The 26,863-nt window shown below is 65.8% G+C and carries 28 protein-coding genes; 13 read left to right on the top strand and 15 right to left on the bottom strand.

Annotated features, from left to right (window positions below):
• The first annotated feature begins 161 nt into the window (after nt 1-161).
• Entirely contained in the window at nt 162-620 is a 459-nt protein-coding gene (locus CHB69_RS02325) for a MarR family winged helix-turn-helix transcriptional regulator (protein ID WP_089214338.1), read from the top strand.
• Here CHB69_RS02325 and CHB69_RS02320 read toward each other — a convergent pair.
• Nucleotides 617-1,192: an NADPH-dependent FMN reductase gene (locus tag CHB69_RS02320; RefSeq protein ID WP_089214337.1), complete on the bottom strand. Its 576-nt coding sequence runs from the start codon at nt 1,190-1,192 to the stop codon at nt 617-619. The two genes, CHB69_RS02325 and CHB69_RS02320, sit on opposite strands and share 4 nt — an antisense overlap.
• 71 nt (nt 1,193-1,263) lie before the next feature.
• Complete coding sequence (locus CHB69_RS02315; RefSeq protein ID WP_089214336.1) at nt 1,264-1,770, bottom strand: MarR family winged helix-turn-helix transcriptional regulator; 507 nt, start codon at nt 1,768-1,770, stop codon at nt 1,264-1,266.
• Nucleotides 1,771-1,957: 187 nt separating this feature from the next.
• Between CHB69_RS02315 and leuD the strand changes: the two genes are divergently transcribed.
• The gene (gene leuD / locus CHB69_RS02310) at nt 1,958-2,560 is read left to right on the top strand and encodes a 3-isopropylmalate dehydratase small subunit (protein ID WP_089214335.1); all 603 of its coding nucleotides are present in this window, start codon (nt 1,958-1,960) and stop codon (nt 2,558-2,560) included.
• 159 nt (nt 2,561-2,719) lie between these two features.
• Here leuD and leuC read toward each other — a convergent pair whose 3' ends face one another.
• Nucleotides 2,720-4,147 (bottom strand): 3-isopropylmalate dehydratase large subunit, encoded by a 1,428-nt coding sequence (gene leuC, locus CHB69_RS02305; protein ID WP_089214763.1) that lies wholly within the window; start codon nt 4,145-4,147, stop codon nt 2,720-2,722.
• A gap of 293 nt (nt 4,148-4,440) precedes the next feature.
• Here leuC and CHB69_RS02300 point away from each other — a divergent pair, with 293 nt between their 5' ends.
• Together CHB69_RS02300 and CHB69_RS02295 are read left to right on the top strand one after the other, a co-directional pair.
• Nucleotides 4,441-6,786: a TonB-dependent receptor gene (locus CHB69_RS02300; protein WP_089214334.1), complete on the top strand. Its 2,346-nt coding sequence runs from the start codon at nt 4,441-4,443 to the stop codon at nt 6,784-6,786.
• A 73-nt stretch (nt 6,787-6,859) separates the two neighbouring features.
• Complete coding sequence (locus tag CHB69_RS02295) at nt 6,860-8,560, top strand: sulfatase family protein (RefSeq protein WP_089214333.1); 1,701 nt, start codon at nt 6,860-6,862, stop codon at nt 8,558-8,560.
• Here the strand turns inward: CHB69_RS02295 and CHB69_RS02290 are convergent.
• The 10 genes from CHB69_RS02290 to coxB all read right to left on the bottom strand — a co-directional run bounded on the left by CHB69_RS02290 (nt 8,557) and on the right by coxB (nt 17,420).
• Entirely contained in the window at nt 8,557-9,447 is an 891-nt protein-coding gene (locus CHB69_RS02290; protein ID WP_170935400.1) for a class I SAM-dependent methyltransferase, read from the bottom strand. The genes CHB69_RS02295 and CHB69_RS02290 overlap by 4 nt on opposite strands.
• Complete coding sequence (gene thrC, locus CHB69_RS02285) at nt 9,440-10,837, bottom strand: threonine synthase (protein WP_089214332.1); 1,398 nt, start codon at nt 10,835-10,837, stop codon at nt 9,440-9,442. Before thrC ends, CHB69_RS02290 begins: the two co-directional genes overlap by 8 nt.
• A 26-nt stretch (nt 10,838-10,863) precedes the next feature.
• Nucleotides 10,864-11,505 (bottom strand): SURF1 family protein, encoded by a 642-nt coding sequence (locus tag CHB69_RS02280; protein ID WP_089214331.1) that lies wholly within the window; start codon nt 11,503-11,505, stop codon nt 10,864-10,866.
• Nucleotides 11,498-11,938 (bottom strand): DUF983 domain-containing protein, encoded by a 441-nt coding sequence (locus tag CHB69_RS02275; protein ID WP_089214330.1) that lies wholly within the window; start codon nt 11,936-11,938, stop codon nt 11,498-11,500. The genes CHB69_RS02280 and CHB69_RS02275 overlap by 8 nt, the downstream gene beginning before the upstream one ends.
• Nucleotides 11,898-12,773, bottom strand: a complete 876-nt coding sequence (locus CHB69_RS02270) for a cytochrome c oxidase subunit 3 (RefSeq protein ID WP_089214329.1) — start codon at nt 12,771-12,773, stop codon at nt 11,898-11,900. Before CHB69_RS02270 ends, CHB69_RS02275 begins: the two co-directional genes overlap by 41 nt.
• A gap of 77 nt (nt 12,774-12,850) precedes the next feature.
• Nucleotides 12,851-13,417 (bottom strand): cytochrome c oxidase assembly protein, encoded by a 567-nt coding sequence (locus CHB69_RS02265; protein ID WP_089214328.1) that lies wholly within the window; start codon nt 13,415-13,417, stop codon nt 12,851-12,853.
• Nucleotides 13,414-13,563 (bottom strand): hypothetical protein, encoded by a 150-nt coding sequence (locus tag CHB69_RS19990; RefSeq protein WP_170935399.1) that lies wholly within the window; start codon nt 13,561-13,563, stop codon nt 13,414-13,416. The genes CHB69_RS02265 and CHB69_RS19990 overlap by 4 nt, the downstream gene beginning before the upstream one ends.
• Nucleotides 13,560-14,471, bottom strand: a complete 912-nt coding sequence (locus CHB69_RS02260) for a heme o synthase (protein WP_089214327.1) — start codon at nt 14,469-14,471, stop codon at nt 13,560-13,562. Before CHB69_RS02260 ends, CHB69_RS19990 begins: the two co-directional genes overlap by 4 nt.
• Before the next feature lie 194 nt (nt 14,472-14,665).
• Nucleotides 14,666-16,330 (bottom strand): cytochrome c oxidase subunit I, encoded by a 1,665-nt coding sequence (ctaD, locus tag CHB69_RS02255; RefSeq protein WP_089214326.1) that lies wholly within the window; start codon nt 16,328-16,330, stop codon nt 14,666-14,668.
• 19 nt (nt 16,331-16,349) lie between these two features.
• Nucleotides 16,350-17,420 carry a cytochrome c oxidase subunit II gene (coxB, locus tag CHB69_RS02250; protein WP_089214325.1) on the bottom strand — a complete coding sequence of 357 codons (1,071 nt, stop codon included), beginning with the start codon at nt 17,418-17,420 and terminating at the stop codon, nt 16,350-16,352.
• A gap of 230 nt (nt 17,421-17,650) precedes the next feature.
• On the opposite strand from coxB, the gene pyrE reads away from it, so the two are divergent.
• The 5 genes from pyrE to CHB69_RS02225 all read left to right on the top strand — a co-directional run bounded on the left by pyrE (nt 17,651) and on the right by CHB69_RS02225 (nt 21,512).
• A complete protein-coding gene (pyrE, locus tag CHB69_RS02245; protein WP_089214761.1) occupies nt 17,651-18,238 on the top strand; it encodes an orotate phosphoribosyltransferase in 588 nt (195 codons plus the stop codon).
• Nucleotides 18,235-18,981, top strand: a complete 747-nt coding sequence (locus tag CHB69_RS02240) for a pyridoxine 5'-phosphate synthase (RefSeq protein WP_089214324.1) — start codon at nt 18,235-18,237, stop codon at nt 18,979-18,981. The genes pyrE and CHB69_RS02240 overlap by 4 nt, the downstream gene beginning before the upstream one ends.
• A 160-nt stretch (nt 18,982-19,141) precedes the next feature.
• Complete coding sequence (gene acpS, locus CHB69_RS02235) at nt 19,142-19,546, top strand: holo-ACP synthase (protein ID WP_089214760.1); 405 nt, start codon at nt 19,142-19,144, stop codon at nt 19,544-19,546.
• Nucleotides 19,543-20,403, top strand: a complete 861-nt coding sequence (gene lepB, locus CHB69_RS02230; RefSeq protein ID WP_245836466.1) for a signal peptidase I — start codon at nt 19,543-19,545, stop codon at nt 20,401-20,403. Before acpS ends, lepB begins: the two co-directional genes overlap by 4 nt.
• Nucleotides 20,404-20,408: 5 nt before the next feature.
• Entirely contained in the window at nt 20,409-21,512 is a 1,104-nt protein-coding gene (locus CHB69_RS02225; protein WP_089214322.1) for an AI-2E family transporter, read from the top strand.
• Nucleotides 21,513-21,552: 40 nt separating this feature from the next.
• On the opposite strand, the gene CHB69_RS02220 is transcribed toward CHB69_RS02225, so the two are convergent.
• Both CHB69_RS02220 and rpsU read right to left on the bottom strand, forming a co-directional pair.
• Entirely contained in the window at nt 21,553-22,077 is a 525-nt protein-coding gene (locus CHB69_RS02220; protein ID WP_089214321.1) for an FKBP-type peptidyl-prolyl cis-trans isomerase, read from the bottom strand.
• Between the two features lie 380 nt (nt 22,078-22,457).
• Entirely contained in the window at nt 22,458-22,664 is a 207-nt protein-coding gene (gene rpsU / locus CHB69_RS02215) for a 30S ribosomal protein S21 (protein ID WP_003047635.1), read from the bottom strand.
• A 280-nt stretch (nt 22,665-22,944) separates the two neighbouring features.
• Here rpsU and CHB69_RS02210 point away from each other — a divergent pair, with 280 nt between their 5' ends.
• The 4 genes from CHB69_RS02210 to CHB69_RS02195 all read left to right on the top strand — a co-directional run bounded on the left by CHB69_RS02210 (nt 22,945) and on the right by CHB69_RS02195 (nt 26,684).
• Entirely contained in the window at nt 22,945-23,709 is a 765-nt protein-coding gene (locus CHB69_RS02210) for a class II aldolase/adducin family protein (protein WP_089214759.1), read from the top strand.
• Between the two features lie 27 nt (nt 23,710-23,736).
• Nucleotides 23,737-24,282, top strand: coding sequence for a (2Fe-2S)-binding protein (locus CHB69_RS02205; RefSeq protein ID WP_089214320.1), 546 nt, complete (start codon nt 23,737-23,739; stop codon nt 24,280-24,282).
• Between the two features lie 127 nt (nt 24,283-24,409).
• Nucleotides 24,410-25,291, top strand: coding sequence for an RcnB family protein (locus CHB69_RS02200; RefSeq protein ID WP_245836464.1), 882 nt, complete (start codon nt 24,410-24,412; stop codon nt 25,289-25,291).
• A gap of 118 nt (nt 25,292-25,409) precedes the next feature.
• Nucleotides 25,410-26,684, top strand: coding sequence for a metal-dependent hydrolase family protein (locus CHB69_RS02195; protein WP_089214319.1), 1,275 nt, complete (start codon nt 25,410-25,412; stop codon nt 26,682-26,684).
• The last annotated feature ends 179 nt before the right edge of the window (nt 26,685-26,863 follow it).

The following is a 26,863-nucleotide window of genomic DNA, read 5'->3' as shown; positions in this document are numbered from 1 at the left end:
CTTGCTTGCCTGCGGCCGATAGCGGCTCTCCCGTCAGAAAGATAGTATGCTAAGCATTTTGACTTTGCAAGAGCGCCGCGCCTTGCCTCGCTTCCCCCCTTCTTCTAGCGTTGCGCAGGTCGGCACCCGGCCCGACGTCAGGGGCTTATCGCGACAGCGTCATGCGGACCAATCAACTCATTATCGCGCTTTTCCAACGCTTCTGCTGGCTCGACGAAGGGCTGCAGGCGCGGCTTCACGACCGCGGGTGGCCCGACGTCAGCCGGCCGCAATCGATGGTGATGACCAATATCGTCAGCGGCATCGTGCGCCCGTCGGACATTGCGCGCAACCTCGGCGTGTCGCGCCAGGCGATCCACAGCACGATCGGCCAGCTCGTCGAGCTCGGCATCCTTCAGCTCGACGTCGATCCGACCGACCGGCGCCACATGATCGCCTCGCTGACCGACCTCGGCGCCCGGATGCGCCGCGATGCGCAGCAGGCGATGGACGAGCTTGCCGAGCAGCTTGCCGACAAGCTCGGCCACGACCGCTTCGCCGCGCTGCTCGAAACGCTCGAGGCCGATTGGGGCGAGAATATCGCGCGAAAGGCGGAACCCGCCAAAGCGCGCGGCGGTTAGGCGGCGAGCACCCCCGCGACCTTGACCAGCCGCGCCGCCGTCATATCGACGAGCGAGGCGGGCAGCGCCTCTTTCAAGCTGCCGTCCTCTTCGAACCCCGCATGTGCGAGCGGCACGAGCACCTGCTCGGGGATCACGAGCATCTGGATCGTCGTCAATATCTGCCGCAGATGCATCAGCCCGCGCAGCCCGCCGAAGGGGCTGATCGACGCCGACATGATCGCCGCCGCCTTGCCGCGAAAGGCGGTCAGCGCGACGAGTCCTTCATCGCCCGTGGGACGCGAGGCCCAGTCGATCGCATTTTTGAGCAGCGCCGGCACCGATCCATTATATTCGGGCGAGACGATCAGCAGCCCGTCCTGCGCCGCGAGCAGTTCCTTGAGCGCCAGCGCATCGGCGGGAAAGGCGGTCTTTTCGAGATGATCCGAATAGATCGGCAGATCGAATGCGTCGAGATCGACCATGGTCACCGCCGCGCCATGCGCTTCGAGCCGCGCCGCCGCGAGGCGGGCGAGCGCCCGGTTATAGCTTCCCTCGCGCGTGCTGCCGGCGATCACGGCAATGCTGGTCATAGAGTCTCTCCGAACCAATGATTAGAATGCTAACCTGTTCGGGATGCTCCTGCAACGCCGCGCCGCCGCGATCAAGCCTTGATTTCGGACAGCACTGCGAGTTCGCGCGTCTCTTCGGCCAGATTGTCGATGACCCGGCGCATCAGCGCCTGCAGCGTCTCGACCTCGGCGTCGGTCATGCCGCGCGTCGCGACCTCGTGGATCTCCGCGTTCATCGGCGCGAGCACCAGTTCGAGCTTTTTGGCATGCGGGGTCAGATAGATGAAGGTCTTGCGGCGATCCTCCGCCGTCTTCTTGCGCGTGATCAGCCCGGCCTTCTCCAGCCCTTTCAGCGCGACGACGGTGGTCGGCTCGCGCATCCCGACGCGCTCCGAAAGCTCGCGCTGGGTGATGCCGTCTTCGCGCCAGAGCTGGCGCAGAAAGCGCCATTGTCCGGCCGACACGTCATATTCGAGCGTCTTGCGCTCGAGCAGCCGCGAAAAGGACCGAAAGACGATGCGCGCCAGATAGCCGATGCTGTTGTCCGGATTGGTGTAATATTCGGCCGGATGCCGATAGCTTTGTTTTGCCTTGGCCAAACTCGTTCCCCTGCCACACGCTCGGCGGCAGCCTCTTTGACCTCCGCCCTGTAAATCTTAGAGCCCGAAGAATCAGGCGGCAACCTCCTTTCGTATGCAAACGCCGCGTAACGCGGCGTTTGCATTGGACAAATGCGCGTCGATCACATACTTAGGATACTAAGTTAATTGCAGGAATGCCCCGCCAGTGCAGAAATTCACCCGCGTCCGCGCGCCGGCCGCCCCCTTGCCGCTCGCCAATGTCGATACCGACATGATCATTCCCGCGCGCTACATGAAGGCGCTGACGAAAGACGGGCTCGGCAGGCATCTGTTCCAGGAGCTGCGCTATGCCGAAGACGGCCGCGAACGGCCCGACTTCATCCTCAACCACCCCATATGCCGGGCGGCGCAAATCCTGATCGCCGACCGCAATTTCGCCTGCGGATCGTCGCGCGAGCACGCCGCCTGGGCGCTGACCGATTTCGGCATCCGCTGCATCATCGCACCGAGCTTCGGCGATATTTTCGCGGGCAATGCGCGCAAGAACGGGCTGCTGCTGATCCGCCTGCCCGACGCCATATGCGAGGGGCTTCGTCGCGACGTCGAGCGGTCGCAATATGCGCCGATCGAGGTCGACCTCGAGATGCAAACGATCCGCCTCGCTTCGGGCGAGACGCTGGCATTCGCGATCGACCCCGACGACCGGCGCGTCCTGCTCGAAGGCCTCGACGACATCGGCCGCACGCTGCGCCACAACGACGCGATCGCGCGGTTCGAAGAGGGGGGTAGGGGTTCGGATTCGGCGTGATTTTGGGGTGGGGAGCGGACTGACTTCCCAACCATGAACCGTCGCCCCAGCGAAAGCTGGGGCCGCTGCCGGCCTGGCCTTTTGCTGCTGTGACAAGAGGATGGCGGCCCCAGCTTTCGCCGGGGCGACGGCGGGAAACGGCTCGATTCCAGACGCCTCCTACGTCCCATTCGCATCAAGCTCCGACGGATCGGCGATACACCCCGCAATCGCGCTCGCCGCCGCCAGCGCCGGGCTCATCAAATGGGTGCGCCCGCCGCGCCCCTGGCGGTTCTCGAAATTGCGGTTCGAGGTCGAGGCGCAGCGCTCGCCCGGGTTCAGCCGGTCGGGATTCATCCCGACGCACAGCGAACATCCCGGCTCGCGCCAGTCGAAGCCGGCGTCGCGGAAAATCCGGTCGAGCCCCTCCTCCTCGGCCTGCCGCCTGACGAGCCCCGACCCGGGAACGACCATCGCGCGGACGTGACCCGCAACCTTTCGTCCGCTCGCCACCGCAGCCGCGGTCCGCAGATCCTCGATCCGGCTGTTGGTGCAGCTGCCGATGAACACCCGGTCGAGCCGCGTCCCGGCAATCGGCGCGCCCGGAGTCAGGTCCATATAGGCGAGCGCCCGCTCGGCCGCGGTGCACGCCTCGGAGCCCGCGAGCGCGGCCGGGTCGGGAATCGTCCCGTCGATCGCGACGACCTGCGACGGATCGGTGCCCCAGCTCACCATCGGCCGCACCGCCGCCGCGTCGAGCCAGAGTTCATGGTCGAAAGACGCCCCCTCGTCGCTCGCAAGCTGCCCCCAGCGCCGCACCGCCGCGTCCCAGTCCGCGCCGGCGGGCGACGCGGGCCGCCCTTCAAGATAGGCAAGGGTCGTTTCGTCGGGCGCGATCAGCCCGGCCCGCGCCCCCATTTCGATGCTGAGGTTGCAGAGCGTCATGCGCCCTTCCATCGACAGCGCGCGGATCGCCTCGCCCGCATATTCGACGACATGCCCCGTCGCCCCGTCGACGCCCAGCGTGGCGAGGATGTGAAGTGCCAGATCCTTTGCCGAAACATCCGCCGCCAGCGCGCCGTCAACGACGATGCGCATATTGCGCGACCGGCGCTGGCGGATCGTCTGGGTCGCGAGCACATGCTCGACCTCGCTGGTGCCGATCCCGAAGGCGAGCGCACCGAAAGCGCCATGCGTCGAAGTGTGGCTATCACCGCACACGATCGTCATCCCGGGCTGCGAGCGCCCCTGTTCGGGGCCGACGACATGGACGATGCCGTTGCGCCGATCGCCCATGGCGAAACGCTCGATGCCGAAGCGGTCGGCATTCATCGCCAGCGCCTCGAGCTGCGCACGCGCCTGATCGTCGGCCACCGCTTCGGGGCCAGCCGCCTGCCCTTCGGTCGGGACATTATGATCGGACAATGCCAGCGCGCGCTCGGGCCGGCGCACCGCGCGCCCCGCCGCAGCAAGCGCGGCGAAGGCCTGCGGCGACGTCACCTCGTGCAGCAGGTGCAGGTCGACATAGAGCAGGGTCTCGCCCTCGTCCTCCGCCACCACATGCGCGTCCCAGATCTTGTCGTATAAAGTGCGTGCCGCCGCCGTCATCGGGCGCTCCCCCGTCGCGTTCCGAAGCGCGCCCAACGAGCCGATTCGGACCTTTTCAAAATACTTAGAGTTCTAACTTATATCGAGAGAGCCGTTCGGCGCGCAAGCGCGAATGAGCACCGCCGGCGAAATATACTTAGTAGTTGAAGTATTTTTTCGCTGTGCTACGAAATGCCCCGGGAGCGAGACGACTCAGTCCGCCGGATGCGCACGACAAGGGACAATCCCGCACGCGCCGGACGCGAAAGGCACAGGCCGCCAGGCGGCTCACTCCCGAAAGAAAATAGGGCCGGATGGCTAAGCGCATTTCCGCCGCGACGACGCGCGCGCGGGAAGCCGATGGCGTGCGGCCGGTTTGGGAGGACAGGATGAAGACCGGATTTCTCTTGGCTTCGGCGGGCGCGATCGCCCTGACCGCGAGCCCCGCACAGGCCCAGACGACCGACGCGGCCCCCGCCGGGGACGTCCCGGCGGCGGCCGAAGCCTCGCCCCATGGCGGCGACATCGTGGTCACCGCGCAGCGCCGCAGCGAAAGCGTGCAGGACGTCCCGATCGCGATCGCCGCGTTCAACAGCGAGATGGTCGAGGCGAGCGGCAGCACCAACATCACCAGCCTCAACGGCATTGCGCCCAATGTCGTGCTCCAGACGCAGGGCCTCGTCGCCAATGTGCCGATGATCGCGATCCGCGGCATGAGCACGTCCGACCCCGATCCCAACGCCGACCCCAAGGTCAGCACGATCATCGACGGCGTCTATATTCCCTTCGTGTCGAGCACGATGCTCGACCTGTTCGACGTCGAGCGCATCGAGGTGCTCAAAGGTCCGCAGGGCGTGCTGTTCGGCAAGAACAACCTCGCCGGCACGATCAACGTCGTCACGTCGCGCCCGGCCGACGATTTCGGCGGCGAGGTGCGGCTGACCGCCGGCTCGAACGGGCTCAAGCAGTTCCGCGGCAAGATCAACAGCGGCCGCTTCGCCGACGACGCGCTCGCCGCCAAGATCGCGGTCAATTTCCGCGACTATAACGGCTACAGCCGCAACGTCGTCACCGGAAACAGGCTCAACACCGCGAACGTCAAATCGGTGCGCGGCGCGCTCGATTATGACAAGGGCGGGCCGTTCACCTCGACCGTCGTCGTCGACTGGCTGAAGCAGAAGACCACGGGCCCCGCCCCGCACGTCCTCGACAATGGCGACCCCAATTGGGACCTCCTGCCCGACGAGGTGAAGACCGACATTCGCAAGTCGGCCGTGCCCTTCGATCCCTATGCCAACACCGAAACCTATGGCGGGTCGTGGAATTCGAACCTCGACGTCGGCTATGGCAGCATCGCGGCAGTGCTCGGCTATCGTCACCTGACCTATATCACGCGCGGCGATTTCGACGGGTTGATCACGCCAGTCCCGGGCCTCGACGTCACCCGCGACTTTTCGGGTGAATCGAAGAGCGCCGAGCTGCGCTATGTCTCACCCGAGGACGAGCCGGTCGATTTCGTGGTCGGCGCCTATTATCAGGCCGATAAATGGCGCCAGTTCAACACGGTGCTGGCGAACCCGACCACGACGACGCTCGCGCAGCTTCACCAGGACACCGAAAGCTACGCGCTCTTCGCGCTCGTCAACGCGCACCCGACCGAGCGGCTGACGCTGTCGATCGGCGGCCGCTACAGCCACGACCGCAAGAAATACGACATCGCAACGCAGGTGCTGATCGGCGGTATCCAGCGCTCGTCATTCGAGAGCAGCCTCGAGAACAGCTGGTCCGAATTCACCCCGCGCCTGACGGTGGAATATAAGCTGTCGCGCGACGCGATGCTCTACGCCAATTATTCGCAGGGCTATAAGGCGGGCGGCTATAATTCGCGCGGCACGATCCCGGAGAATATCGGCCCCTATAACCCCGAACATGTGAATGCGTTCGAGGTCGGCGCGAAGACCGATCTGTTCGACCGCCTGCTTCGCCTCAACGTCGCGGGTTTCGTCAACAATTACCGCGACCTGCAAAGCGCCGTGACCAGGATGGGTGCGGTGCGGCCGGAAAATATCACCACCAACGTCGCCGCCGCAAAGATTTACGGGTTCGAGGTCGAGACGCTGCTGCGCCCGGCGCCGGGCCTGACCTTCGGCGCCAACCTCGCCTATCTCCACGCCCGCTACACCGATTTCTGCGCCGATACCGACGGGGTGTTCACCGACGGCTCGCCCGAGCCCGGCCAGTGCGCCCCGGCGATGCCGATCCTGATCAACGGCACGCCCAACGGCACCTTCGCGGTGCCGACCGATTCGACCTATCTCGAGCTCGCCAATGCGCCGAAATGGAGCGGCAGCCTGTCGGCCGACTATGCGATCCCGACCGGCTTCGGCGAGGTGAGGCTCCACGCCGACGGCCGCTATTCGGCGCGCTTCAACACCTGGGGCCGCAGCAACGATCCCGGCTATTATCGCAACGAGGTGATGCTGGTGAACGCGAGCATCGCGGTCGCGGGGGTCGACGACCGGTGGAAGGTCACCCTCTATGGATCGAACCTGACCGATCAGGACGTGATCTCGGGTGCGATCTCCGCCGGCGCGACGCCGATCCAGCAATATTATCAGCCGCCGCGCGAATTCGGGGTGGACGTCGCGTTCAAATTCTGACGCGATCCGCCCGCGGCGCGCTACGCTGCGCCGCGGGCTTTCCATTGAAACAGCCGTCAACCGGGAGAGTGAAATGGGTTGGGACGTCGATCGCCGGACATTCGTCGGGGGCATGGGGGCGCTCGCCGCCGCGGGGATCGGGGGGCCGGCGCTCGCGAAGAACGGCAAGCCCTATAATGTGCTGATGATCGTCACCGATCAGGAACAGAGCATGGCGAGCTATCCCGCCGGCCTGCTCGAAAAGCTGCCGGCGCATCGCGAACTGCTCGAACGCGGGCTGCTGGTCGAAAATTACCACGTCCATACCACCCCCTGCACGCCGTCGCGCTCGACGATCTTTCAGGGGCATCACACCCAGCAGACGGGGCTGTTCCTCAACAGCGACAATGCCCCCTACCCCGTCGCCGCCGAGGATATGCCGACGCTCGGCCACATGATGCAGGCCGCGGGCTATTATACGAGCTACAAGGGCAAGTGGCATTTGAGCCGCATCAATTTCGAACGCAACTGGACGCGCATTCCCGGCGGCATCTATCCGACCACCGAAAATGCGATGGAGAAATACGGCTTCCACGATTACGGCTTCGACGGCGAGGAAGTCGGGCTGACGTGGGACGGCTACAAGGCCGACATGTTCGTCGCGGGCGACGCGGCGCGCGCGATCTTCGACTATGCGCGGCGCGACAAGGCGGGCGGCAAGCCGTGGTTCCAGGTCGTCGGCCTCGTCAATCCGCACGACATCATGTTCTATGACGCGACGGGCAAGCAGGCCGAAAGCCGTCCCGATCCGAACATATTGGGACCGCTCCGCCGCGAGCCCGGCGATCCGCTCTACGAGGTCGACAACAAGTTCGACCTGCCGGCGAGCTTCTACAAGGACGACCTTTCGACCAAGCCCGAGGCGCATCGCGCGATCGTGCGACTCAACGATCTCTTCTACGGCATCATGCGCCACGACGACGAGGAAAGCTGGCACCGCTTCATCAACTATTATTACAATTGCCTGCGCGACGTCGACCGGCGGCTCGGGCAATTGCTCTGGGCGCTCAAGGAGAGCGGCCAGATCGACAATACGATCATCATCTATACCAGCGACCATGGCGAGCGCGCCGGCGCGCACGGGATGCGTCAGAAGGGCGCGACGATGTATCGCGAGGAAACCAACATTCCGATGATCGTCGCCCACCCCGATTTCGCGGGCGGGCGCACGACCAAGGGGCTGATGGGCGCGATCGACATCGCTCCGACGCTGATGAGCCTCGCGGGCCTGTCGGCGGACGAACAGGCGAGCCGCTTCCCCGGCCTTCCCGGCATCGACGTGTCGGGCCTGTTGTCCTCGCCGACCGCAAAGACCGAGCGCGACCGTCGGGGGCATCTCTTCGACTATGCCGTCGTCCATTATTGGGAACCGACGAAGGATCGTTCAGCGACCCTCGCTTCGGGCGAACCCGATTATTCGAAGCGTTTCGACCTCAGCAAGCGGCGCCTTCACCGTGGTATCCACGACGGGCGTTACAAGTTTGCGCGCTATTTTGCGCCGGCGCACCACCATACGCCGACCGACTGGCAGACGCTGATCGCGATGAACGACCTGGAACTCTACGACACCCACGCCGACCCCGGCGAAATCGTCAATCTCGCGCTCGATCCGAAGCACAAGGCGACGGTGATGAAGCTCAACGAGCAGACGAACGCGCTGATCGCGCGCGAGATCGGGATCGACGACGGCCGCGAATATCCGGGGCCGACCGAGATGTATAACCAGCCGGCCTAACAGCTCCAGCGCGCGAAGATGGCGGTGGGGAGCAGCAATCCGCGCGCCTCTTCGCGCACCGCGAGCTCGCCGCATTCGACCGTGCCGGGCAGATGCGCCAGCGTCTGCGACAGCAATTCGCCGATCGCCAGCGCCGACATGCGCACCGCATAGACGGTCAGGAACAGCGCGCGGCTGTCGGCGTCGAGCAATTGCCCGCAATCGGCGAGCAGCGGCGCGAGCCCCTCCTCGATCTGCCAGCGTTCATTATTCGGCCCGCGTCCGAATTTCGGCGGGTCGAGCAGGATCGCGTCGTAACGCCGTCCGCGCCGCACCTCGCGTGCGGTGAACTTGCCGGCGTCGTCGACGATCCAGCGGACCGGCCTGTCGGCGAGCCCTGCAAGCTCGGCATTCTCGCGCGCCTGCGCCACCGACTTCTTCGACGCATCGACATGCGTGACCGCAGCGCCCGCCGCCGCGAGCGCCTGGCTTCCAACGCCGGTATAGCCGAACAGGTTCAGAAAGGCGGGATCGGGCGTGTCCGCAACCCTTTCGCGCAGCCAGTCCCATACCGGCGCCATATCGGGAAAAAAGCCCAAATGCCGGAACGGCGTGCAACTTGCCGTAAAGCGCGTCTCGCGCCAGCCGAGCGGCCAGCCTTCGGCGGGCACGGGCTTATGGAAATACCAGCGCCCGCCGCCATCCTCGTCCGACGCGGGAACGAACTCGCCGTCGGCCGCCTCCCATTCGCTCGCGGAGAGCGCGGGCTCCCACATCGCCTGCGGTTCGGGCCGGATGAAGCGATAGGCGCCATAGCGTTCGAGCTTGCGCCCGCCGCCGCTGTCGATCAGCCCGTAATCGTCCCACCCCTCACCGACGAGCGTCCTTAGGGGCGGCAGATCAGCCACGGGCCGCTTCGGCGAGGATATAGGCCTTCACCGCATCATAGTCGCCGGGCAGCTTTTCATAGCGCTCTTCGCGGTCGAAAAGATTGCCGAGCCGCGCGGGCAGCGGCGGACGCACGCCGCTCGCGCGCTCGACCGCATCGGGGAATTTCGCCGGATGCGCGGTCGCGAGCGTGACGACGGGCACGTCGGCGTCGATCTCGAGCGCGCGCGCAGCGGCGAGCCCGACCGCGCTGTGCGGGTCGATGAGCTGGCCCCCGCGCTCCTGCGCCCAGCGCAGCGCGAGCGCCATTTCGTCGCCGTCGATCCGCGCGCTCGAAAACAGGCGCCGGGCGCCCGCGAGCATGTCCTCGGGGATCGACATGGCGCGGCTGGCGTCGAACTCGGCCATCATCCGCCTGATCGCGCCGCCGTCGCGCCCCGACAGGTCAAAGAGCAGCCGCTCGAAATTGCTGCTGACCTGAATGTCCATGCTCGGCGTCGCGGTCGGCGTCACATGGCCCGCGCTATAATCGCCGCGGGTCAGCGCGCGGTGGAGGATGTCGTTGACGTTGGTCGCGACGACGAGCTTTGCCACGGGCAGCCCCATCTGCGCCGCGACATAGCCTGCAAAGACGTCGCCGAAATTGCCCGTCGGCACGCTGAAGGCGATTTCGCGGTCGGGCGCGCCGAGGCGGACGCCGGCATAGAAATAATAGACGATCTGCGCCATCAGCCGCGCCCAGTTGATGCTGTTCACCGCCGACAGCGTGACCCGGTTCCGCGCCTCCTCGTCGCCGAACAGGCGCTTCACCATCGCCTGTGCATCGTCGAAGCTGCCGTCGATCGCGATATTATGGACGTTCGGCGCGAGCACCGTCGTCATCTGGCGCCGCTGGACGTCGCTGACGCGGCCTTCGGGATGCAGCATGAAGATGCGGATATGCTCGCGCCCCGCGACCGCCTCGATCGCCGCCGACCCGGTGTCGCCGGAGGTCGCGCCGACGATCGTGATATCGCGGTCGCCGCCGGCGAGGAAGGTTTCGAACAGCTGGCCGAGCAGTTGCAGCGCGACATCCTTGAACGCCAGCGTCGGACCGTGGAACAGCTCGAGCAGCCAGTGACGATGATCGAGCTGGACAAGCGGCGTCACCGCATCGTGGCTGAAGCGGCCATAGGCGGCCCTGCACAGCGCACGCAGTTCGTCCTCGGACAATACGCCGGCGACGAAAGGCGCCATGATCCGCACCGCGGTTTCGACATAATCGAGCCCGGCGAGCGCCCGGATGTCGTCGGTGCCGAGCCGCGGCCAAGCGGCCGGGACATAGAGCCCGCCGTCGCTCGCCAGTCCGGCGAGGGTGGCGGCACGAAAATCGAGGGTCGGCGCAGAGCCGCGCGTGCTGATATAGTCCATGACGCAATGCGCCTAGCGGCGCGGCGTCAGCGCTGCAAGCGGCGGCGTAGCGCCAATATGTAGATCACCACCGCGATCCCCGCGAACAGGAACCATTGCACGGCATAGGCGAGATGATTGTTCGGCACGTCGGCACCGCTCGGCACCGCGCTCGCGCGCAGGCCCGGCGCGGGCGTGTCGGCGACGAGCATCGGCCGCGCCGGCACCGCGCGCCCCGTCAGCCGCTCGATCAGGCTCGGCTGCTCGGGACCGGGGACGATCGTTCCCTGCACCGTCCCGCCCTTCCACGCCGGCGGCGCAAAGTCGTCGGCGATGCCCATGTCGACGAGCGCGCCCGGCCCTTCGGCGCCGGTCCGGCAGTCGGCGATCATGCGGATGCCGCTCCCCCCTTCCCGCGCGGCACCGCTGCGCGGGAGCCAGCGCACCGGCTCGAGGCAGGTCACGCTGCTCTTGCGAAACAGCATCGCGTCGGGGACCGGAGCAAGAGCGGGATAGGCGACCGTCGCCGACATCGCGCGATTGCGTTCGTAGAGCGCGATCAGCGCTTCCTTCTCGCCCTTGCGCTGAAGCTGCCAGACGCCGAGCGCGACCATGATCAGCACCGCCAGCGCGACGAGCAGCGTCGGCACCAGCGGCCAGCGGCGCGGCGGAAGGGCAGGCTCAGTCATGGGGCTCGTCGTCGGCGCGCCGTCCTTCGGCCGCCTGCCGCTGATGCTCGCTCGCGAGCAGCGCGGCCTTGGCGATGCGCAGGCCATAGACAACCGCGGCGGCGGTAATCGGCACCCACAGGATGACATGCACCCAGAAGGGCGGCTCGAAGGCGAAATCGACGAGAATCGCGGCGACGACGATCAGCGCGCCGATGATCATCGTCAGGAAGGCCGCGGGTCCGTCGCCGACATTATAGCTTTCGAAATCGAGTCCGCACACCCGGCAGCGCGGCGCAAACTTCGCCAGCCCTGCAAACAGCGTCTGCGCGCCGCACTGCGGGCACAGACCGAAAAGGGCAGCGCGCCCGACCGGCGGCTGCCCCTTCTTAATGTCGTTATCGTGCGTCAAATCAGTGCGCGGCGACCGGCGCGCCCCAGCCGCCCCAGACATAGACGATGATGAAGAGGAACAGCCACACGACGTCGACGAAATGCCAATACCAGGCCGCGGCTTCGAACCCGAAATGCTGCTGCGGCGTGAAGTGGCCCTTATAGGCGCGGACGAGGCAGACGATCAGGAAGATCGTGCCGACGAGGACGTGGAAGCCGTGAAAGCCCGTCGCCATGAAGAAGGCCGAGGTATAGTTGATCGTGCCGAACGGGAAGGGCGCGTGCGCATATTCATAGGCCTGGATCGCCGAGAAGACCGCGCCGAGGATGATCGTCGCCCACAGGCCCTTCTTCAGCCCCTCGCGATCGCCGTGGATCAGCGCGTGGTGCGCCCAGGTGATCGTCGTGCCCGAGCAGAGCAGGATCAGCGTGTTGAGCAGCGGCAGCGAGAAAGCGTCGATGACGTGGATGCCGGCCGGCGGCCACTGGGTGATCGCGGCCGCGCCGTCCTGTCCGAAGAGCGAGGTCACCGCGCCGTCGACGATCTCGACCGGCACCGGAAAGAGCGAGAAATCGAACCACGCCCAGAACCAGCCGACGAAGAACATCACTTCGGATGCGATGAACAGGATCATGCCATAGCGCATATGGAGCTGCACCACCGGCGTATGATCGCCGGCATGCGCTTCCTTGATCACATCGCCCCACCATTGGAAGAAGGTCAGGATCACGCCCGCGAAGCCGAGGCCGAGCACCCATTTGCCGACGCCGCCGAAATGGTCGGCGTGCATCGCCATCACCAGCCCGAAGAACATGACGAGCGCCGCGACCGAGCCGATGAGCGGCCAGACGCTGGGGTTTACCAGGTGATAGTCATGATGTTTGGCACCGGCCATTTCGCAGTTCCCGTATTTGCCCCAGCTCGGCGATTCCCCATCGCCAGCCGGCCTGTTAGACTCTGTTGCTCGCGGCCTTAGCTCGCCTTTTTCCCGTCGTCCACAGGGTAGAAGGTATAGCTAAGCGTGATTTCCTGAATGTCGCGCGCGTCGACATCCTCCTTGATCTTGGGGTCGACGAAGAAAAGCACCGGCATCCGCACCTGCTCGCCCGGTTGCAGCGTCTGCTGGGTGAAGCAGAAGCACTGGATCTTCGTGAAATATTTCCCAGCCTGGTCGGGAGTGACGTTGAAGGTCGCGGTGCCCGTGATCGGCCGCGACGATTCATTCCTGGCGATAAAGATCGTCATGTCGCGCGCGCCGATCGTCACCGTGTCGCGCGGATGTTCGGGATAGAATTTCCACGGCAGCTTCGGCGACACATTGGCGTCGAAGCGCACCGACACCGTATCGCTGAGGACCTTCGGCTCTTCGGCGGCAGCGACCGGATCATAGCGCTGCGTCGTCCCGCCATAGCCGGTGACGCGGCAAAAGAGATTGTAGAGCGGAACCGCCGCGAAACCCAGGCCGACCATCGCCACCGCGATCGTAGCGGCGACGAGCGCAAGGCGCTTGTTCTTCCTGCGGATCGCGTCGCTGGTCATTTTGGCACCACCATGCGCGCCACCGTAATGAAGAAGAAGAGGAAAGCCAGACCGGCGAGAAGCCAGCCCATCAAATTAGCGCGGCTCCGCTGGCGCCGGCGATATTCGGCTTCGTCGAAGGGTTCGGGCGTCGGTTCGTCGGTCATAGCGGCCACAGATGGTCGGCCACCACGGCGCCGAACAGGATGAAGAGATAGGCGATCGAAAAGGCAAAGAGCCGCTTTTCGGGCTGCATCCGGTCGCCCTCGCCCGCCGTGCGCAGCCCCACCGGCACCGACAGCAGCACGAAAGCCGCGGACAGCAAAATTGCGGTCCAGCCATAGAGCGCGCCGGCAAGCCCAAGCACCCAGGGCGCGATCGCGGCGGCCGCCATGATGATTGCGTAGAAGAGGATCTGGCGCCGCGTCGCGCGCTCGCCCGCGACGACCGGCATCATCGGAATCCCCGCAGCGGCATAGTCCGAGCGCACGAACAGCGCGAGCGCCCAGAAATGCGGCGGCGTCCACAAGAAGATCAACAGGAAGAGCAGCACCGGCAGCGGCGCGATCGTGCCCGTCGCGGCGACCCAACCGATCAGCGGCGGAAACGCCCCCGCCGCGCCGCCGATCACGATGTTCTGCGGGGTGCGCGGTTTGAGCCACATCGTATAGACGAGGACGTAGAAGAGGATCGAGACGGCGAGCAGCGCCGCCGCCTGCCAATTGGCAGCGAACAGCATCAGAAAGACCGAAAAGGCAGCGAGCCCGACCCCGAAATGGAGCGCGGTCTGCGGGTCGAGACGGCCCGCGGGAAGCGGCCGGTTCGCGGTCCGCTTCATCTTTGCGTCGAGACCCGCCTCATACCATTGGTTGAGCGCGCCCGATGCCCCAGCACCCAAGGCAATCGCGAGGATCGAGGAAAAGGCAAGCACCGGATGCATAGGCCCCGGCGCCGCGAGCAGCCCGCACAGCGCCGTGAAGACGACGAGCGACATTACGCGCGGCTTGGTGAGCGCGAACAGGTCGCGCCAGTCGGCCGGAAGCGTCATTGCGCCATGTGTCAGGCTCTGCGCCATGATGGTGATCTTATAGCCTTTGGAGCGTCATTGCGAGCGAAGCGAAGCGATCCAGAGCGGTTTACGCACACTCTGGATTGCTTCGCTTCGCTCGCAATGACGAATTTGGTGAGTTTGCCATGCTTGACCCGCTTGAGAGGCAGTGCCCCCTTGCCACTTGTCGGCAGAGGGCACGGCCTGACAGGCGAAAATCATCACGCGATCCGCGGCAGTTCGTTGAACTGGTGGAACGGCGGCGGGCTCGACAGCGTCCATTCGAGCGTCGTCGCGCCTTCGCCCCACGGATTGTCGACCGCCTTCTTGCCCGCGACCAGCGAATAGATCACGTTCACGAAGAAGAAGACCATCCCGACCGCCATGATCGCATAACCATAGGACGAGATCAGGTGCCAATAGGCATAGGCTTCCGCATAGTCGGGATAGCGGCGCGGCATGCCCTGCTGGCCCAGGAAGTGCTGGGGGAAGAACAGGACGTTCACGCCGATGAAGAAGATCCAGAAGTGCAGCTGGCCCAGGACCTCGCTGTACATCCGGCCCGACATCTTCGGGAACCAGTAATAGAAGCCCGCGAACAGCGAGAAGACCGCGCCGAGCGAGAGCACATAGTGGAAGTGCGCCACGACATAATAGGTGTCGTGAAGCGCGGTATCGACGCCGCCGTTGGCGAGCACGACGCCGGTGACGCCGCCGACGGTGAACATGAAGATGAAGCCGATCGCCCAGACCATCGGCGTCTTGAAGCTGATCGAGCCGCCCCACATCGTCGCGATCCAGCTGAAGATCTTGATCCCTGTCGGGACCGCGATGACCATCGTCGCGGCGGTGAAATACATTTTGAGGTTCACGCTCATGCCGACGGTGAACATGTGGTGCGCCCACACGATGAAGCCGACGACGCCGATCGCGACCATGGCATAGGCCATGCCGAGATAGCCGAACACCGGCTTGCGGCTGAAGGTCGAGATGATCTGGCTGACGATGCCGAAACCGGGCAGGATCATGATATAGACTTCGGGATGGCCGAAGAACCAGAAGAGGTGCTGGTAGAGCACCGGATCGCCGCCGCCCGTCGCATCATAGAAGGTGGTGCCGAAGTTGCGGTCGGTGATCAGCATCGTGATCGCCGCGGCGAGCACCGGCAGCGCGAGCAGCAGCAGGAAGGCGGTGACGAGCACCGACCAGACGAACAGCGGCATCTTGTGCAGGGTCATGCCCGGCGCGCGCATGTTGAAGATGGTGGTGATGAAGTTGATCGCGCCAAGGATCGACGCCGCACCCGCGAGGTGGAGCGAGAAGATCGCCATGTCGACCGCCGGACCTGCCGAGCCGCTGGTCGACAGCGGCGCATAGACGGTCCAGCCGGTGCCGGCGCCGTTGCCGCTGCCGCCGGGCACGAACATCGAGCCGACGAGCATGACGAAGGCGACCGCGGTCAGCCAGAAGCTGACGTTGTTCATGCGCGGGAACGCCATGTCGGGCGCGCCGATCATCAGCGGCACGAACCAGTTGCCGAAACCGCCGATCATCGCCGGCATGACCATGAAGAAGACCATGATCAGGCCGTGCGCCGTGATCATCACGTTCCAGAAATGCTTGCCCGCGACCTCGTCGCCCGCGCCGCCCATGAACTGCGCCCAGCCCTGGAGATACTGGATGCCGGGTTCGGCGAGCTCGAGGCGCATCATGCCCGAAAGCACGCCGCCGACGATGCCGGCGATGATCGCGAAGATCAGATAGAGGGTGCCGATGTCCTTGTGGTTCGTCGACATGAACCAGCGGACGAAAAAGCCCGGCTTGTGATCGTGATCGTCATGCGCGTGGTCGGCATGGATCGGTGCAGTCGCTGCGATATCGGTCATTATTCTGGCCCTCGGCTTATCAGTTCGTCGTCGCCGGCGAAGCGGCGGGCGCGTCGCCAGCCGCCGTATCGGGCGTTTCGGCGGGCGCGGTGGTGCGGACGGCCGCAATCGGGCCTTCGGGAACGGGTTGCGCCGCAGCGGGAGCCGCAGCCTCGGCGCCATCGGGGTTGCCGCCCTTCGAGCGGACCCATGCCTTCCACTTGTCCATCGGCAGCGCCTCGACCGCGATCGGCATATAGCCGTGATCGACGCCGCAAAGCTCCGAGCACTGGCCGTAATAGACGCCGGGCTTGTTCACCGTGAAGGTCGTTTCGTTGGCGCGCCCCGGAACCGCGTCCATCTTGGTCCACAGCGCGGGGACCGCGAAGCTGTGGATCACGTCGGCGCCGGTGATGATCAGCTTCACCTGCTGGCCGACGGGGACGACCATGCGATTGTCGACGGCGAGGTGATAGGGCTCGCCCGACGCCTTCGCCTGTTCCTCGGTCAGCATTTTCGAGACATATTCGCCGATGCCCTGGTCGGGATAGGCATAGCCCCAATACCATTGATAACCGGTGACCTTGATCGTCAACGCGTCCTTCTTAGGCGGTTCATATTGCGCCGCGAGCAGGCGGATCGACGGCACCGCGATCACCGCGAGGATCAAGACCGGGATCGCGGTCCAGATGATTTCGATGAAGGTGTTGTGCGTCGTTTTCGACGGAACCGGATTGGCCTTGGCACGGTAGCGGACGATCACCCAGAGCAACAGGCCGAGGACGAAGAGCGAAATCACGGTGATGATCGGCAGCAGCACCACATGACTGAACCAATAGGCCTGTTCGCCGATCGGGCTTTCCTGCGTCTGGAAGTTGATCCCCGCATCGACCGGCTGCCCGACGCCGGGGGCCGGCTTCATCGGCACATAGGTCGCGTCGCCCGCCGGAGCCGCTGCATCGGCCGCGGCCTGCGTCGCGGCGTCGGTTGCCGGAGCCGGAGTCGCCGAGGCCGTCGCCGCCGGCGCTTCGGCCGGGGCCTGCGCATGGCCCGCGCCCACCGCGCCCAGCGATAAAGCTGCCGCAATTACAAGGGTTTTCAAGCTCTTCATAAGGATTGTGCCGCCCGTTGCCTGTTGTCTTTATCGATCCCCCAACCCACCCCTCAGGATGCCGGACAATCGTCTCGGCGCCGCGCGGACGGGCTGAATCTCGCGGGGGCTATAGACCCGCTTGCCGCTTGCCTCAAGCATCTCTAACACTATTTTGCAGCGGGCAAATTTGCCCTGCCCGACCCCTGTCGCTGACCGCGGCGATGCAATGGAAAAAGAACGCTTCTCCCATGACCGACGACGAAATCCTGGCCGAGTTCCGCGCCGCCGACGCGCTGCTGCACGGACATTTCCTGCTCTCCTCGGGCCGCCACAGCGAATATTATCTGCAGTGCGCGCGCGTGCTGATGGACACCGAGCGCGCCGGGCGCCTCGCCGTCGCGCTCGCGGGCAAGCTGCCGCGCGATCTTCGCCATGCGATCGACCTCGTCGTCTCGCCCGCGATGGGCGGGGTGATCATCGGGCACGAAATGGGCCGCGCGCTCGGCAAGCCGGCGATCTTCGTCGAGCGCCCGACCGGTACTTTCGAGCTGCGCCGCGGCTTCGAGATCGAAAAAGGCGCGAAAGTGCTGATGGTCGAGGATGTCGTCACGACCGGCCTTTCTTCGCGCGAGGCGATGGATGCGGTGCGCGCCGCGGGCGGCGAGGTGCTGGCCGAAGTCGCGCTCGTCGATCGCTCGGCGGGCAGCGTCGACCTCGGTGTGCCCTTCTATCCGCTCGTCGCGATCAACTTCCCGACCTATGCGCCGGACGAACTGCCCGGCCATCTTGCGGACACGCCCGCGGTCAAGCCCGGAAGCCGGAGCCAGGCGGCTTGACCGCCTCCCCTTCCCCGCACCGCCTGCGGCTCGGCGTCAACATCGACCATGTCGCGACGATCCGCAACGCGCGCGGCGGCGAGCATCCCGATCCGGTGCGCGCGGCCGAGATCGTCGCCGCGGTCGGCGGCGACGGAATCACCGCGCATCTGCGCGAGGACCGGCGCCATATCCGCGACGACGACCTCGCGCGCATCCAGGCCGCGACGGACCTGCCGCTCAATCTCGAAATGGCGGCGACAGAGGAAATGCTCGCAATCGCGCTGCGCCATGCCCCGCACGCGGCGTGCATCGTCCCCGAAAAGCGCGAGGAGCGCACGACCGAGGGCGGGCTCGACGCCGCGGGGCAGCATAATCATCTCGCTCCGATCGTCGCGCGCCTCTCCGACGCGGGCATCCGCGTCAGCCTGTTCATCGAGCCCGATGCGCGCCAGATCGAGGCGGCGATGCGGCTGAAGGCGCCGGTGGTCGAATTTCACACCGGCCGCTACGCCCATGCGGAGGGCGAAGCCCGCGCCGCCGAACTGCGCCGCCTCGCCGATGCGGCGGCGCTCGCGTGGAAGAACGGCATCGAACCGCACGCGGGGCACGGCCTGACCTATGACAATGTCATCCCCGTCGCCGCGATCCCGCAACTCGCCGAACTCAACATCGGCCATTATCTGATCGGCGAGGCGATCTTCACGGGGCTGGAAGACGCTGTGCGCCGGATGCGGGTATTGATGGACGAGGCGCGGGGCTAGTGGGCAAGAATTTCGTCATTGCGAGCCCTTCGACTGCCTTGCAGGCGCTCAGGATAAACTCGCGCGTGGCGCGAGCGAAGCAATCCAGAGGCGGCCTTGCGCCGCTCTGGATTGCCGCGTCGCCTTCGGCTCCTCGCAATGACGGCCTGTGGGGGCCGTCATGATCATCGGTCTCGGCTCCGACCTGTGCAGCATCGAGCGCATCGAGGCGTCGCTCGCACGCTTCGGCGAACGCTTCGAGATGCGCGTCTTCACCGAGATCGAGCGCGCCAAGGCGGCGCGGCGCCCCTTCACCCGCGCCGGCACCTATGCCAAGCGCTTCGCGGCCAAGGAGGCTTTCTCGAAAGCCGTCGGCACGGGCTTCAAGCGCGGCGTGTTCATGAAGGACATCGGCGTCGTCAACGCGCCGTCGGGCGCCCCGACGCTCGCGCTCACCGGCGGCGCCGCCGAGCGGCTCGCGGCGATGCTCCCGGCGGGGCACCGCGCGCAAATCCATTTGACGCTGACCGACGATCATCCGTGGGCGCAGGCCTTCGTCATCATCGAAGCGATACGGGACGAATGATGGCGAAGAAACGAAAGCGCGCTGCCGACGACGGCAGCTGGGGCAAGTTCATCCGTGACATCATCGTGATCCTGCTGCTCGTGCTCGGGATTCACAGCTGCGTCGCCAAGCCCTTCTATATCCCGTCGGATTCAATGATGCCGACCTTGCGCAACGGCGACCGGCTGATCGTCAGCAAATATCCCTATGGCTGGTCCTATGCCTCGGTGAGCTTTCATCTTGCGCCCAGGATGAAAGGCCGGCTGTTCGGCAGGCTGCCGCAGCGCGGCGATATCGTCGTGCTCGAACATCCCGACACGCGCATCGACTATATCAAGCGCGTCATCGGACTGCCAGGCGATACGATCGAACTGCGCGGCGGCGCGCTGATCATCAACGGCAAGCCGATCAAGCGCGAGGTGCAGCCGATGCTGTCGATCCCCGTCGATGCCAATCTGCCCGGCCCCGATTCGAGCCTCTATCGCTTCGTGCGGCGCGGCGACGACGGGCGCATGATGCTCGAACTGCCCGTGGTGCGCGAAACGCTGCCCGGCGGCGCGACCTTCGACACGATCGACATGGGCCCCGGCTATGCGACCGACGATTATGGGCCGATCACCGTCCCCGCCGATCATCTGTTCCTGATGGGCGACAACCGCGACGGCAGCGCCGACAGCCGCGTCCCCGTCGCGATGAAAGGACTCGGCGGCCCGGTCCCCTTCGAGGCGATCGCCGGCCGCGCCGAAATCATCAGCTTTTCGACCGACGGCACGACCCAATGGTACAACCCATTGAGCTGGATTCGCGGGCTGCGGTCGGGCCGCGCCGGAACCGATCTTCATCCGCCGCGTGAAGAGGCGGTCGTCAACAGGGAGTGACGGGTATGGCGGAAACCGGGGAAACGGCAGGATCGCGCCGAAGGCCGGACAGCCAGGCGCCCGGCCCGGCCGAAATCCGCAATCAGCTCGTCCGCACCGAACTCGTCAAGGCGAGCGTCTGGCTCGGCCTCGCGCTGTTGATCGGCGCGTGCATCGTGCTGATCCAGCCGATCCTGCTGATCTTTGCGGGAATCGTCGTGGCGGCGATGCTCGACGGGGGCACGCGCCTGCTCGGCCGCGCGCTGCCGATCGGGCGCGGCTGGCGGCTGTTGATCGTCTGCCTGTGCCTCACCGCCTTTCTGTTGTGGACGATCCTGTTCGCGGGCTCGCAGATCGCCGATCAGGCCGCGACGCTGCAACGGGTCGTGATGGCGCAGATCGACCGCGTGGCGGCTTGGGCGAGCGATCACGGGATGGGCAATCTCCAGCTCGATACCAAGACGATCACCGACAATCTTGCGGGCACCGTCGGGCGCGTGACCGCGGCGCTCGGCACGGTGGTCGGCGCGCTGACCAGCCTCGTTATGATTATGGTGCTCGGTCTTTTCCTCGCGATCGAACCGCGGCTCTACGAACGCGGTGTCGCGTGGATGCTGCCGGTGAGCGCGCGCGAGGACTTTTATCTCACCACCGCGCGCATGGGCTTTACCCTGCGCCGGCTGATGGCGGGGCGGCTGCTCGGCATGGCGGTCGAAGGGGTCGGGACCTGGCTCGCCTGCCTCGCCGTCGGCATTCCGATGGCAGCCCTGATGGGGCTCCTCACCGGCCTGCTCGCCTTCATTCCCAACATCGGCGCGATCGTGTCGGGCGTGCTGCTTGTCCTTGTCGGTTTTTCGGCGGGGACCGACACCGGCCTTTGGGCGATCGCCATCTATCTGATCGTCCAGACCGTCGACGGCTATGTCATCGTGCCGATGGTCGCGAAGCAGACGGTCGATCTCGCCCCCGCGCTCGTTCTCGGCGCGCAGATATTGCTCGGCACGCTGCTCGGCATCCTCGGCCTGTTCCTCGCCGACCCGCTCGTCGCGATGACCAAGGTCGCGCTCGAACGCGAGGCCGAGCGCAACGCCGCGGGCAAGCCCAAACGAAAAACGGCGGCGAGCCTCTGATCGAAGCGTCGCCCCAGCGGAGGCGGGGGCGACGGCATGGCTATGGTTGCGATGCGCCCGGCGGCGGGCCGCCCGGACCACCGGGGCCGCCCTGCATCTGCATCTGCTGCATCTGCTGCATCATCGCGCGCACTTCGGCGGCGTTGCGGAAGTCGATCAGCTCGACATCGAAATAGAGCGTGCTGTTCGGCGGGATCGGACCCGCGGCCTGATCGCCATAGCCCTCTTCGGGCGGGATCACGATCTTGTATTTGCCGCCGCGCTGCATCTGCTTGAGCGCCTTCGAAAAGCCGGGGACCGAGCCGGCGACCGGCAGCGGCGCCTGCTCCTGCTGGTCGAACACCGTGCCGTCGGCCAGCTTGCCGGTATATTTGATCAGGACCATGTCCTCGTCGGTCGGGCTCGGGCCTTCGCCGGGCTTGACGACCTCGACGGTCGTGCCACGCTCGATCGTCTGGCACCAGGCGACGCCCACCGCCAGCGCGACCAGCGCCGCGAGGCCGATCCAAAGCAGCCACAGCCCGCCCTTGCTCACCGGGCGCAATGGAACCGTCGTCACACTCATCGTCGCTGATCCTTCCCTGGCGCCGCACGGGCGCGAATGTCGGCGCCGCCTATAGGCGGAGCGACGTGGAAGGGTCCAGAGGCAAATGTGCGCGGGGAGTGGGAGAGGCGACGGCTATGGGGTGGGGAGCGGACGTCGGACAAAACCCCTCCTCTTCAGAGGAGGGGCAGCGAGACTTGCGAGCTTGCTCGCTAGTCGCAGCGGGGTGGTGCTAGACGCCTTGCGCGCTATCGCGCGCCACCACCCCCAACCCCTCCTCTGAAGAGGAGGGGCTTATGAACGACCCCTCCCGCCCGAAACCCGTCGTTCCCAACGAAAAAGGGCGCCGCGTTGCCGCAGCGCCCTCTTTTCGAATCAGGATCCCGAACGGGAAGACGGGCTTACTTGATCCCGTCGCGTTCCATCCGCTTGCGCTCCATCTTGCGGGCGCGGCGGACGGCGGCGGCGCGTTCGCGCGCACGCTTTTCGCTCGGCTTCTCGTAGTGACGGCGCAGCTTCATTTCGCGATACACGCCCTCGCGCTGCAGCTTCTTCTTGAGCGCGCGAAGGGCCTGGTCGACGTTGTTGTCGCGAACGATGATCTGCATATGCCGTGTCGTCTCCTGTTCGTTCCGGCAGCCTTGGTTTCGGGAAAATCCCCGATCGCCCAAGACCATCAATATTCGGGCAATAAAAAGAGCGCCGCGAAAGCGCGACGTTCCGTTGCAGCGCCACTAGCGGGATTCGCGCCGAAATGCAAGCCCCCGCGCGACGAACCGCGTCCGTGCCGCATCGACGACCGGCGGCGACCCTCGCGGGATTGTGCCGCCCCCTCGCTCTGTGGCATAGGTAGCAGGACGAAACCGACAGGTGAAGAGGATCAAGGCCATGGCAACCCAGCTCAAGCGCAACAGCAAATATAGCGAAGCCGAATGGACGGCGCGGCAGGAACTGGCCGCCTGCTATCGAATCTTCGCGATGATGGGCTGGGACGAGATGATCTTCAACCACATCACGGTGAAGGTGCCGGACGAGGACGGCAGCTATCTGATCAACCCCTATGGCATGCATTTCAGCGAGGTCACCGCCTCGACGCTGATCAAGATCGACATCGACGGCAACAAGGTCGACGAAGACAATCCGTGGCACGTCAACAAGGCGGGCTTCGTCCAGCACAGCCTGTTCCACCGCGAACTGCCCGACGCGCACGCGATCATCCACACGCACACGACCGCGACGATGGCGGTCTGCTCGCTCGAGGGCGGGCTTCAGCCGACCAACTTCTATGCGTGCAACTATATGGGCCAGATCGGCTATCACGACTTCGAGGGCATCACCGTCCGCGAAGAGGAAGGCGAGCGATTGCTCGACAATCTGGGCGACAAGCGCATCCTGATGCTGCGGAATCATGGACCGGTCGTGATGGGCAGGACGCTCCCCGAAGCCTTCATCAAATATTGGGCGCTCCAGCGTGCATGCGAAATCCAGCTCGCGACGATGAGCATGGGCAAGCCGATCCTGATCGGCGACGATGTCGTCAAGGTGCATCAGCGCGACCTTTATCAGGCACAGATCCCCGGCGGTGCCGGCCGCGCCGAATTCGACGCGATGGTGCGCAAGGTCGACAAGATCGACACGAGCTGGCGTGACTAATCCGGCGGCGGCGCTACGAAGGCCGCTATGACGAAATTCTCGGTCAACGACCGCCCGGTCGAATATCGCATGGACCCCGACACGCCGCTGCTGTGGGCGCTTCGCGATGCGTCGAACCTGACCGGCACCAAATATGGCTGCGGCACCGGCGACTGCGGCGCCTGCACCGTCGATATCGACGGCGAGGCGATTCGCAGCTGCCTGGTCACCATCGCCGAGTGCGAGGGGCGGCTCGTCACGACGATCGAAGGCCTGTCGCGCGACCGCAGCCATCCGGTGCAACAGGCGTGGGTCGCCGAACAGGTGCCGCAATGCGGTTTCTGCCAGTCGGGGATGATCATGGCCGCGGCGGTGCTGCTGCGCGGCAACAGCAGCCCGAGCGATGCCGAAATCGACGCCGCGATGACCAATATCTGCCGCTGCGGCACCTATCCGCGCATCCGCGCCGCGATCCGCCGCGCGGCGCGCGTCCTGCGCGGCGAGGAACGGATTGCCGCCGCGCCGCCCCCCGGCATCCGGCCCGAGGACGCCGCGCGCGCCGTCCCCGCGCTGCACCCGTCCCCGGACTCCTGATCGCGCACCAAAGCTGAACGAAAGGCAACATCGCGGTTCAGCACCGACTCATTTCGTCATCGGTAAGACTCGCTTTATCTTCCCGGCTGGCGTGCCAGCGAACGGGACCCGAATTGGAGACGATCTGATGAAGAAGATGTTCGGCGGGCTGCTGATGGCAGCGACGATCCTGACGCCGCTCGGCCCCGCCTTTGCGCGTCCCGACAGCCCGGCGCATTCGGCGCAGCGCGGCGACCGCGGCCACCGCGGCTCGGGCGCGAGCCACCAGCAGCGCAGCCCGCAGCGCAGCGAAGCACGCAGCCGCCCCGCGTCGCGCCCGCACTATCAGCAGCGCCGCGTCGAACGGCCGCAGGCGCAGCGGAATGTCGAGCGCCGAGCGGTTTCGCGGCCGCAATCGACCAGCGCGTATCGCGGCCGCGGCGAGCGAGCCGGCAACGACGGGCGCCATGGTGGCTACGACCGCAATCGCAGCCAGCGCGAGCAGTGGAACCGCAACGACCGCGGCCGTGGCGACAGTCGCAACTGGAATCGCGACGATCGCGGCCACAACAATGACCGTGACCGCTACGACCGCCGCAATTGGAACCGTAACGACCGGAACCACAACGACAGCCGCAACTGGAACCGCAACGACCGGCGCAACGATTATCGGTGGGACCGGAACCGCAACGACTATCGCTATCGCGGCGACCGTTCGCGCGGCTGGAACCGCGACTGGCGCCACGACCGGCGCTATGACTGGCGCAGCTACCGCAACGTGCATCGCAGCTATTACCGCCTGCCGCGCTATTATTCGCCCTATCCGCACTATGGCTATCGGCGTTTCAGCATCGGCTTCACCCTGGGTTCGCTCTTCTATGGCCAGCGCTATTGGATCAACGATCCCTGGTATTATCGCCTGCCGCCCGCCTACGGCAATTATCGCTGGGTCCGCTATTATGACGACGCGTTGCTCGTCGACATCTATTCGGGCCGGGTGGTCGACGTGATCTACGATTTCTTCTGGTAATATTCCTTTCGGTTACCGGAAGCACACTGAAGGGCCGGCGCCGCGCCGGCCCTTCTTTTATGGACTTGCCCTTCCCGCCCCGCCGCGCCACGATCATGCGCAGAAAAAGGGGAGCGATATGCGCAAGATCACCATGCTCGTCGCGGCGGCCCTCGCCCTGACGACGGGCGGCGCCGCGAGCGCCAAGACCACCGTCATCTATGCCGGCAAACTGATCGCCGACGCCGACAAGGGGGCGCAGGGGCCCGCGACGATCGTCGTTACCGACGACCGCATCACCTCGATCACCGCCGGCCGCGCCAAAGCGCCGGCAGGCGCCGAAATCGTCGACCTTGGCGACAAGACGGTGCTGCCCGGCCTGATCGACCTCCACGTCCATCTGACCGGCGACCCCGGCGGCGATTTTCGCAGCGAAGCGGTGGAGCCCGACGAATGGGGCGTGGTGGTCGGCACCAAGAATGCGCGCCTGACGCTCAGGGCCGGCTTTACCACGGTCCGCGAAGCCGGGTCGGCGCAATATACCGCCTTCGCGCTGCGACGCGGCACCGCCGAAGGATTCGTCGAAGGACCGCGGATCATTGCGGCCGGCCCGTCGCTTTCGATCGTCGGCGGCCACGGCGACGTCACCGGCTTTCGCGAAGACATCCACGCGGTGCTCGACCAGGGCTATAGCTGCACCGGCGCGGTCGAATGCGCCGAAAAGGTCCGCAAGGCCTCGCGCGCGGGCGCCGACGTCATCAAGATCACCGCGACCGGCGGCGTCCTGTCGCAGCAGGGCCGCGGCCTCGGCGCCCACTTCACCGATGCCGAGATGGAAAGCATCGCCCAGACCGCGCATTCGCTGGGGCTGAAGGTGATGGCCCACGCGCATGGCGCGCGCGGCATCGAAGCGGCGTCGGCCGCGGGGATCGACAGCATCGAGCACGGCACCTTCGCCGACGACGCGGCGCTCAAGGTGATGAAGGCGAAGGGCACCTACCTCGTCCCGACGCTGATGGCGTTCGAGGGCGTGCGCGAGCGGCTCGGCAAGGGGATCTATACGCCGACGGTCGAGGAAAAGGTGCGCATGACGCTGGGCACGGTCGGGCAAGCGGTCGGCAAGGCCAAGGCGCTCGGCGTTCCGATCGCTTTCGGCACCGATGCGGGCGTGTTCGAGCACGGCCGCAATGCCGGCGAATTCGCGCTGCTGGTGAAGGCGGGGCTGACCCCGCGCGAAGCGCTGGCGAGCGCGACCACCGTCGCCGCGCGCCTGCTGTCGATGGAGGATGAGGTCGGCCGCCTCGCCCCCGGCCTGTCGGCGGACATCATCGCGGTATCGGGCGATCCGCTGTCCGACGTGACGGCGCTCGAAAAGGTCGACTGGGTGATGGCGCGCGGCCGGATCGCCGACTAGAGCAGTTTTCGACCAATCTGGGTCGCCGGGACGGAGCCGATTTTGGCCCAGCGCGAGAAGCGAGGAGCCGTGCGATGCGGGACATCGTGCGCGACGAGCGACGCTGCGATGGGCCAAAAGCGGCCCGCCGCCGGGCGGTTGCGCCAGACAGCCCGCTGGACAGCGTTGCGTCGCTTGCA

The sequence above is a fragment of the Sphingopyxis indica genome (genome assembly GCF_900188185.1).
Taxonomy (GTDB): Bacteria; Pseudomonadota; Alphaproteobacteria; order Sphingomonadales; family Sphingomonadaceae; genus Sphingopyxis; species Sphingopyxis indica.
Note: the sequence above shows the minus strand (reverse complement) of the source record. Positions and strands in the feature narration are given on the sequence as shown.

Excerpts from the sequence above, each read along its gene's own strand:
- CHB69_RS02270 (WP_089214329.1), bottom strand. The coding sequence starts at position 12,773 with ATGGCCGGTGCCAAACATCATGACTATCACCTGGTAAACCCCAGCGTC.
- acpS (WP_089214760.1), top strand. The coding sequence starts at position 19,142 with ATGATCATCGGTCTCGGCTCCGACCTGTGCAGCATCGAGCGCATCGAG.
- CHB69_RS02280 (WP_089214331.1), bottom strand. The coding sequence starts at position 11,505 with ATGACTGAGCCTGCCCTTCCGCCGCGCCGCTGGCCGCTGGTGCCGACG.
- CHB69_RS02275 (WP_089214330.1), bottom strand. The coding sequence starts at position 11,938 with ATGTCTGGGGCGGCTGGGGCGCGCCGGTCGCCGCGCACTGATTTGACG.
- ctaD (WP_089214326.1), bottom strand. The coding sequence starts at position 16,330 with ATGACCGATATCGCAGCGACTGCACCGATCCATGCCGACCACGCGCAT.
- CHB69_RS02325 (WP_089214338.1), top strand. The coding sequence starts at position 162 with ATGCGGACCAATCAACTCATTATCGCGCTTTTCCAACGCTTCTGCTGG.
- CHB69_RS02210 (WP_089214759.1), top strand. The coding sequence starts at position 22,945 with ATGGCAACCCAGCTCAAGCGCAACAGCAAATATAGCGAAGCCGAATGG.
- pyrE (WP_089214761.1), top strand. The coding sequence starts at position 17,651 with ATGACCGACGACGAAATCCTGGCCGAGTTCCGCGCCGCCGACGCGCTG.
- CHB69_RS02295 (WP_089214333.1), top strand. The coding sequence starts at position 6,860 with ATGGGTTGGGACGTCGATCGCCGGACATTCGTCGGGGGCATGGGGGCG.
- lepB (WP_245836466.1), top strand. The coding sequence starts at position 19,543 with ATGATGGCGAAGAAACGAAAGCGCGCTGCCGACGACGGCAGCTGGGGC.
- CHB69_RS02300 (WP_089214334.1), top strand. The coding sequence starts at position 4,441 with ATGGCTAAGCGCATTTCCGCCGCGACGACGCGCGCGCGGGAAGCCGAT.
- CHB69_RS02265 (WP_089214328.1), bottom strand. The coding sequence starts at position 13,417 with ATGACCAGCGACGCGATCCGCAGGAAGAACAAGCGCCTTGCGCTCGTC.
- CHB69_RS19990 (WP_170935399.1), bottom strand. The coding sequence starts at position 13,563 with ATGACCGACGAACCGACGCCCGAACCCTTCGACGAAGCCGAATATCGC.
- CHB69_RS02260 (WP_089214327.1), bottom strand. The coding sequence starts at position 14,471 with ATGGCGCAGAGCCTGACACATGGCGCAATGACGCTTCCGGCCGACTGG.
- CHB69_RS02205 (WP_089214320.1), top strand. The coding sequence starts at position 23,737 with ATGACGAAATTCTCGGTCAACGACCGCCCGGTCGAATATCGCATGGAC.
- CHB69_RS02225 (WP_089214322.1), top strand. The coding sequence starts at position 20,409 with ATGGCGGAAACCGGGGAAACGGCAGGATCGCGCCGAAGGCCGGACAGC.
- coxB (WP_089214325.1), bottom strand. The coding sequence starts at position 17,420 with ATGAAGAGCTTGAAAACCCTTGTAATTGCGGCAGCTTTATCGCTGGGC.
- leuC (WP_089214763.1), bottom strand. The coding sequence starts at position 4,147 with ATGACGGCGGCGGCACGCACTTTATACGACAAGATCTGGGACGCGCAT.
- CHB69_RS02200 (WP_245836464.1), top strand. The coding sequence starts at position 24,410 with ATGAAGAAGATGTTCGGCGGGCTGCTGATGGCAGCGACGATCCTGACG.
- CHB69_RS02220 (WP_089214321.1), bottom strand. The coding sequence starts at position 22,077 with ATGAGTGTGACGACGGTTCCATTGCGCCCGGTGAGCAAGGGCGGGCTG.
- CHB69_RS02320 (WP_089214337.1), bottom strand. The coding sequence starts at position 1,192 with ATGACCAGCATTGCCGTGATCGCCGGCAGCACGCGCGAGGGAAGCTAT.
- thrC (WP_089214332.1), bottom strand. The coding sequence starts at position 10,837 with ATGGACTATATCAGCACGCGCGGCTCTGCGCCGACCCTCGATTTTCGT.
- CHB69_RS02195 (WP_089214319.1), top strand. The coding sequence starts at position 25,410 with ATGCGCAAGATCACCATGCTCGTCGCGGCGGCCCTCGCCCTGACGACG.
- rpsU (WP_003047635.1), bottom strand. The coding sequence starts at position 22,664 with ATGCAGATCATCGTTCGCGACAACAACGTCGACCAGGCCCTTCGCGCG.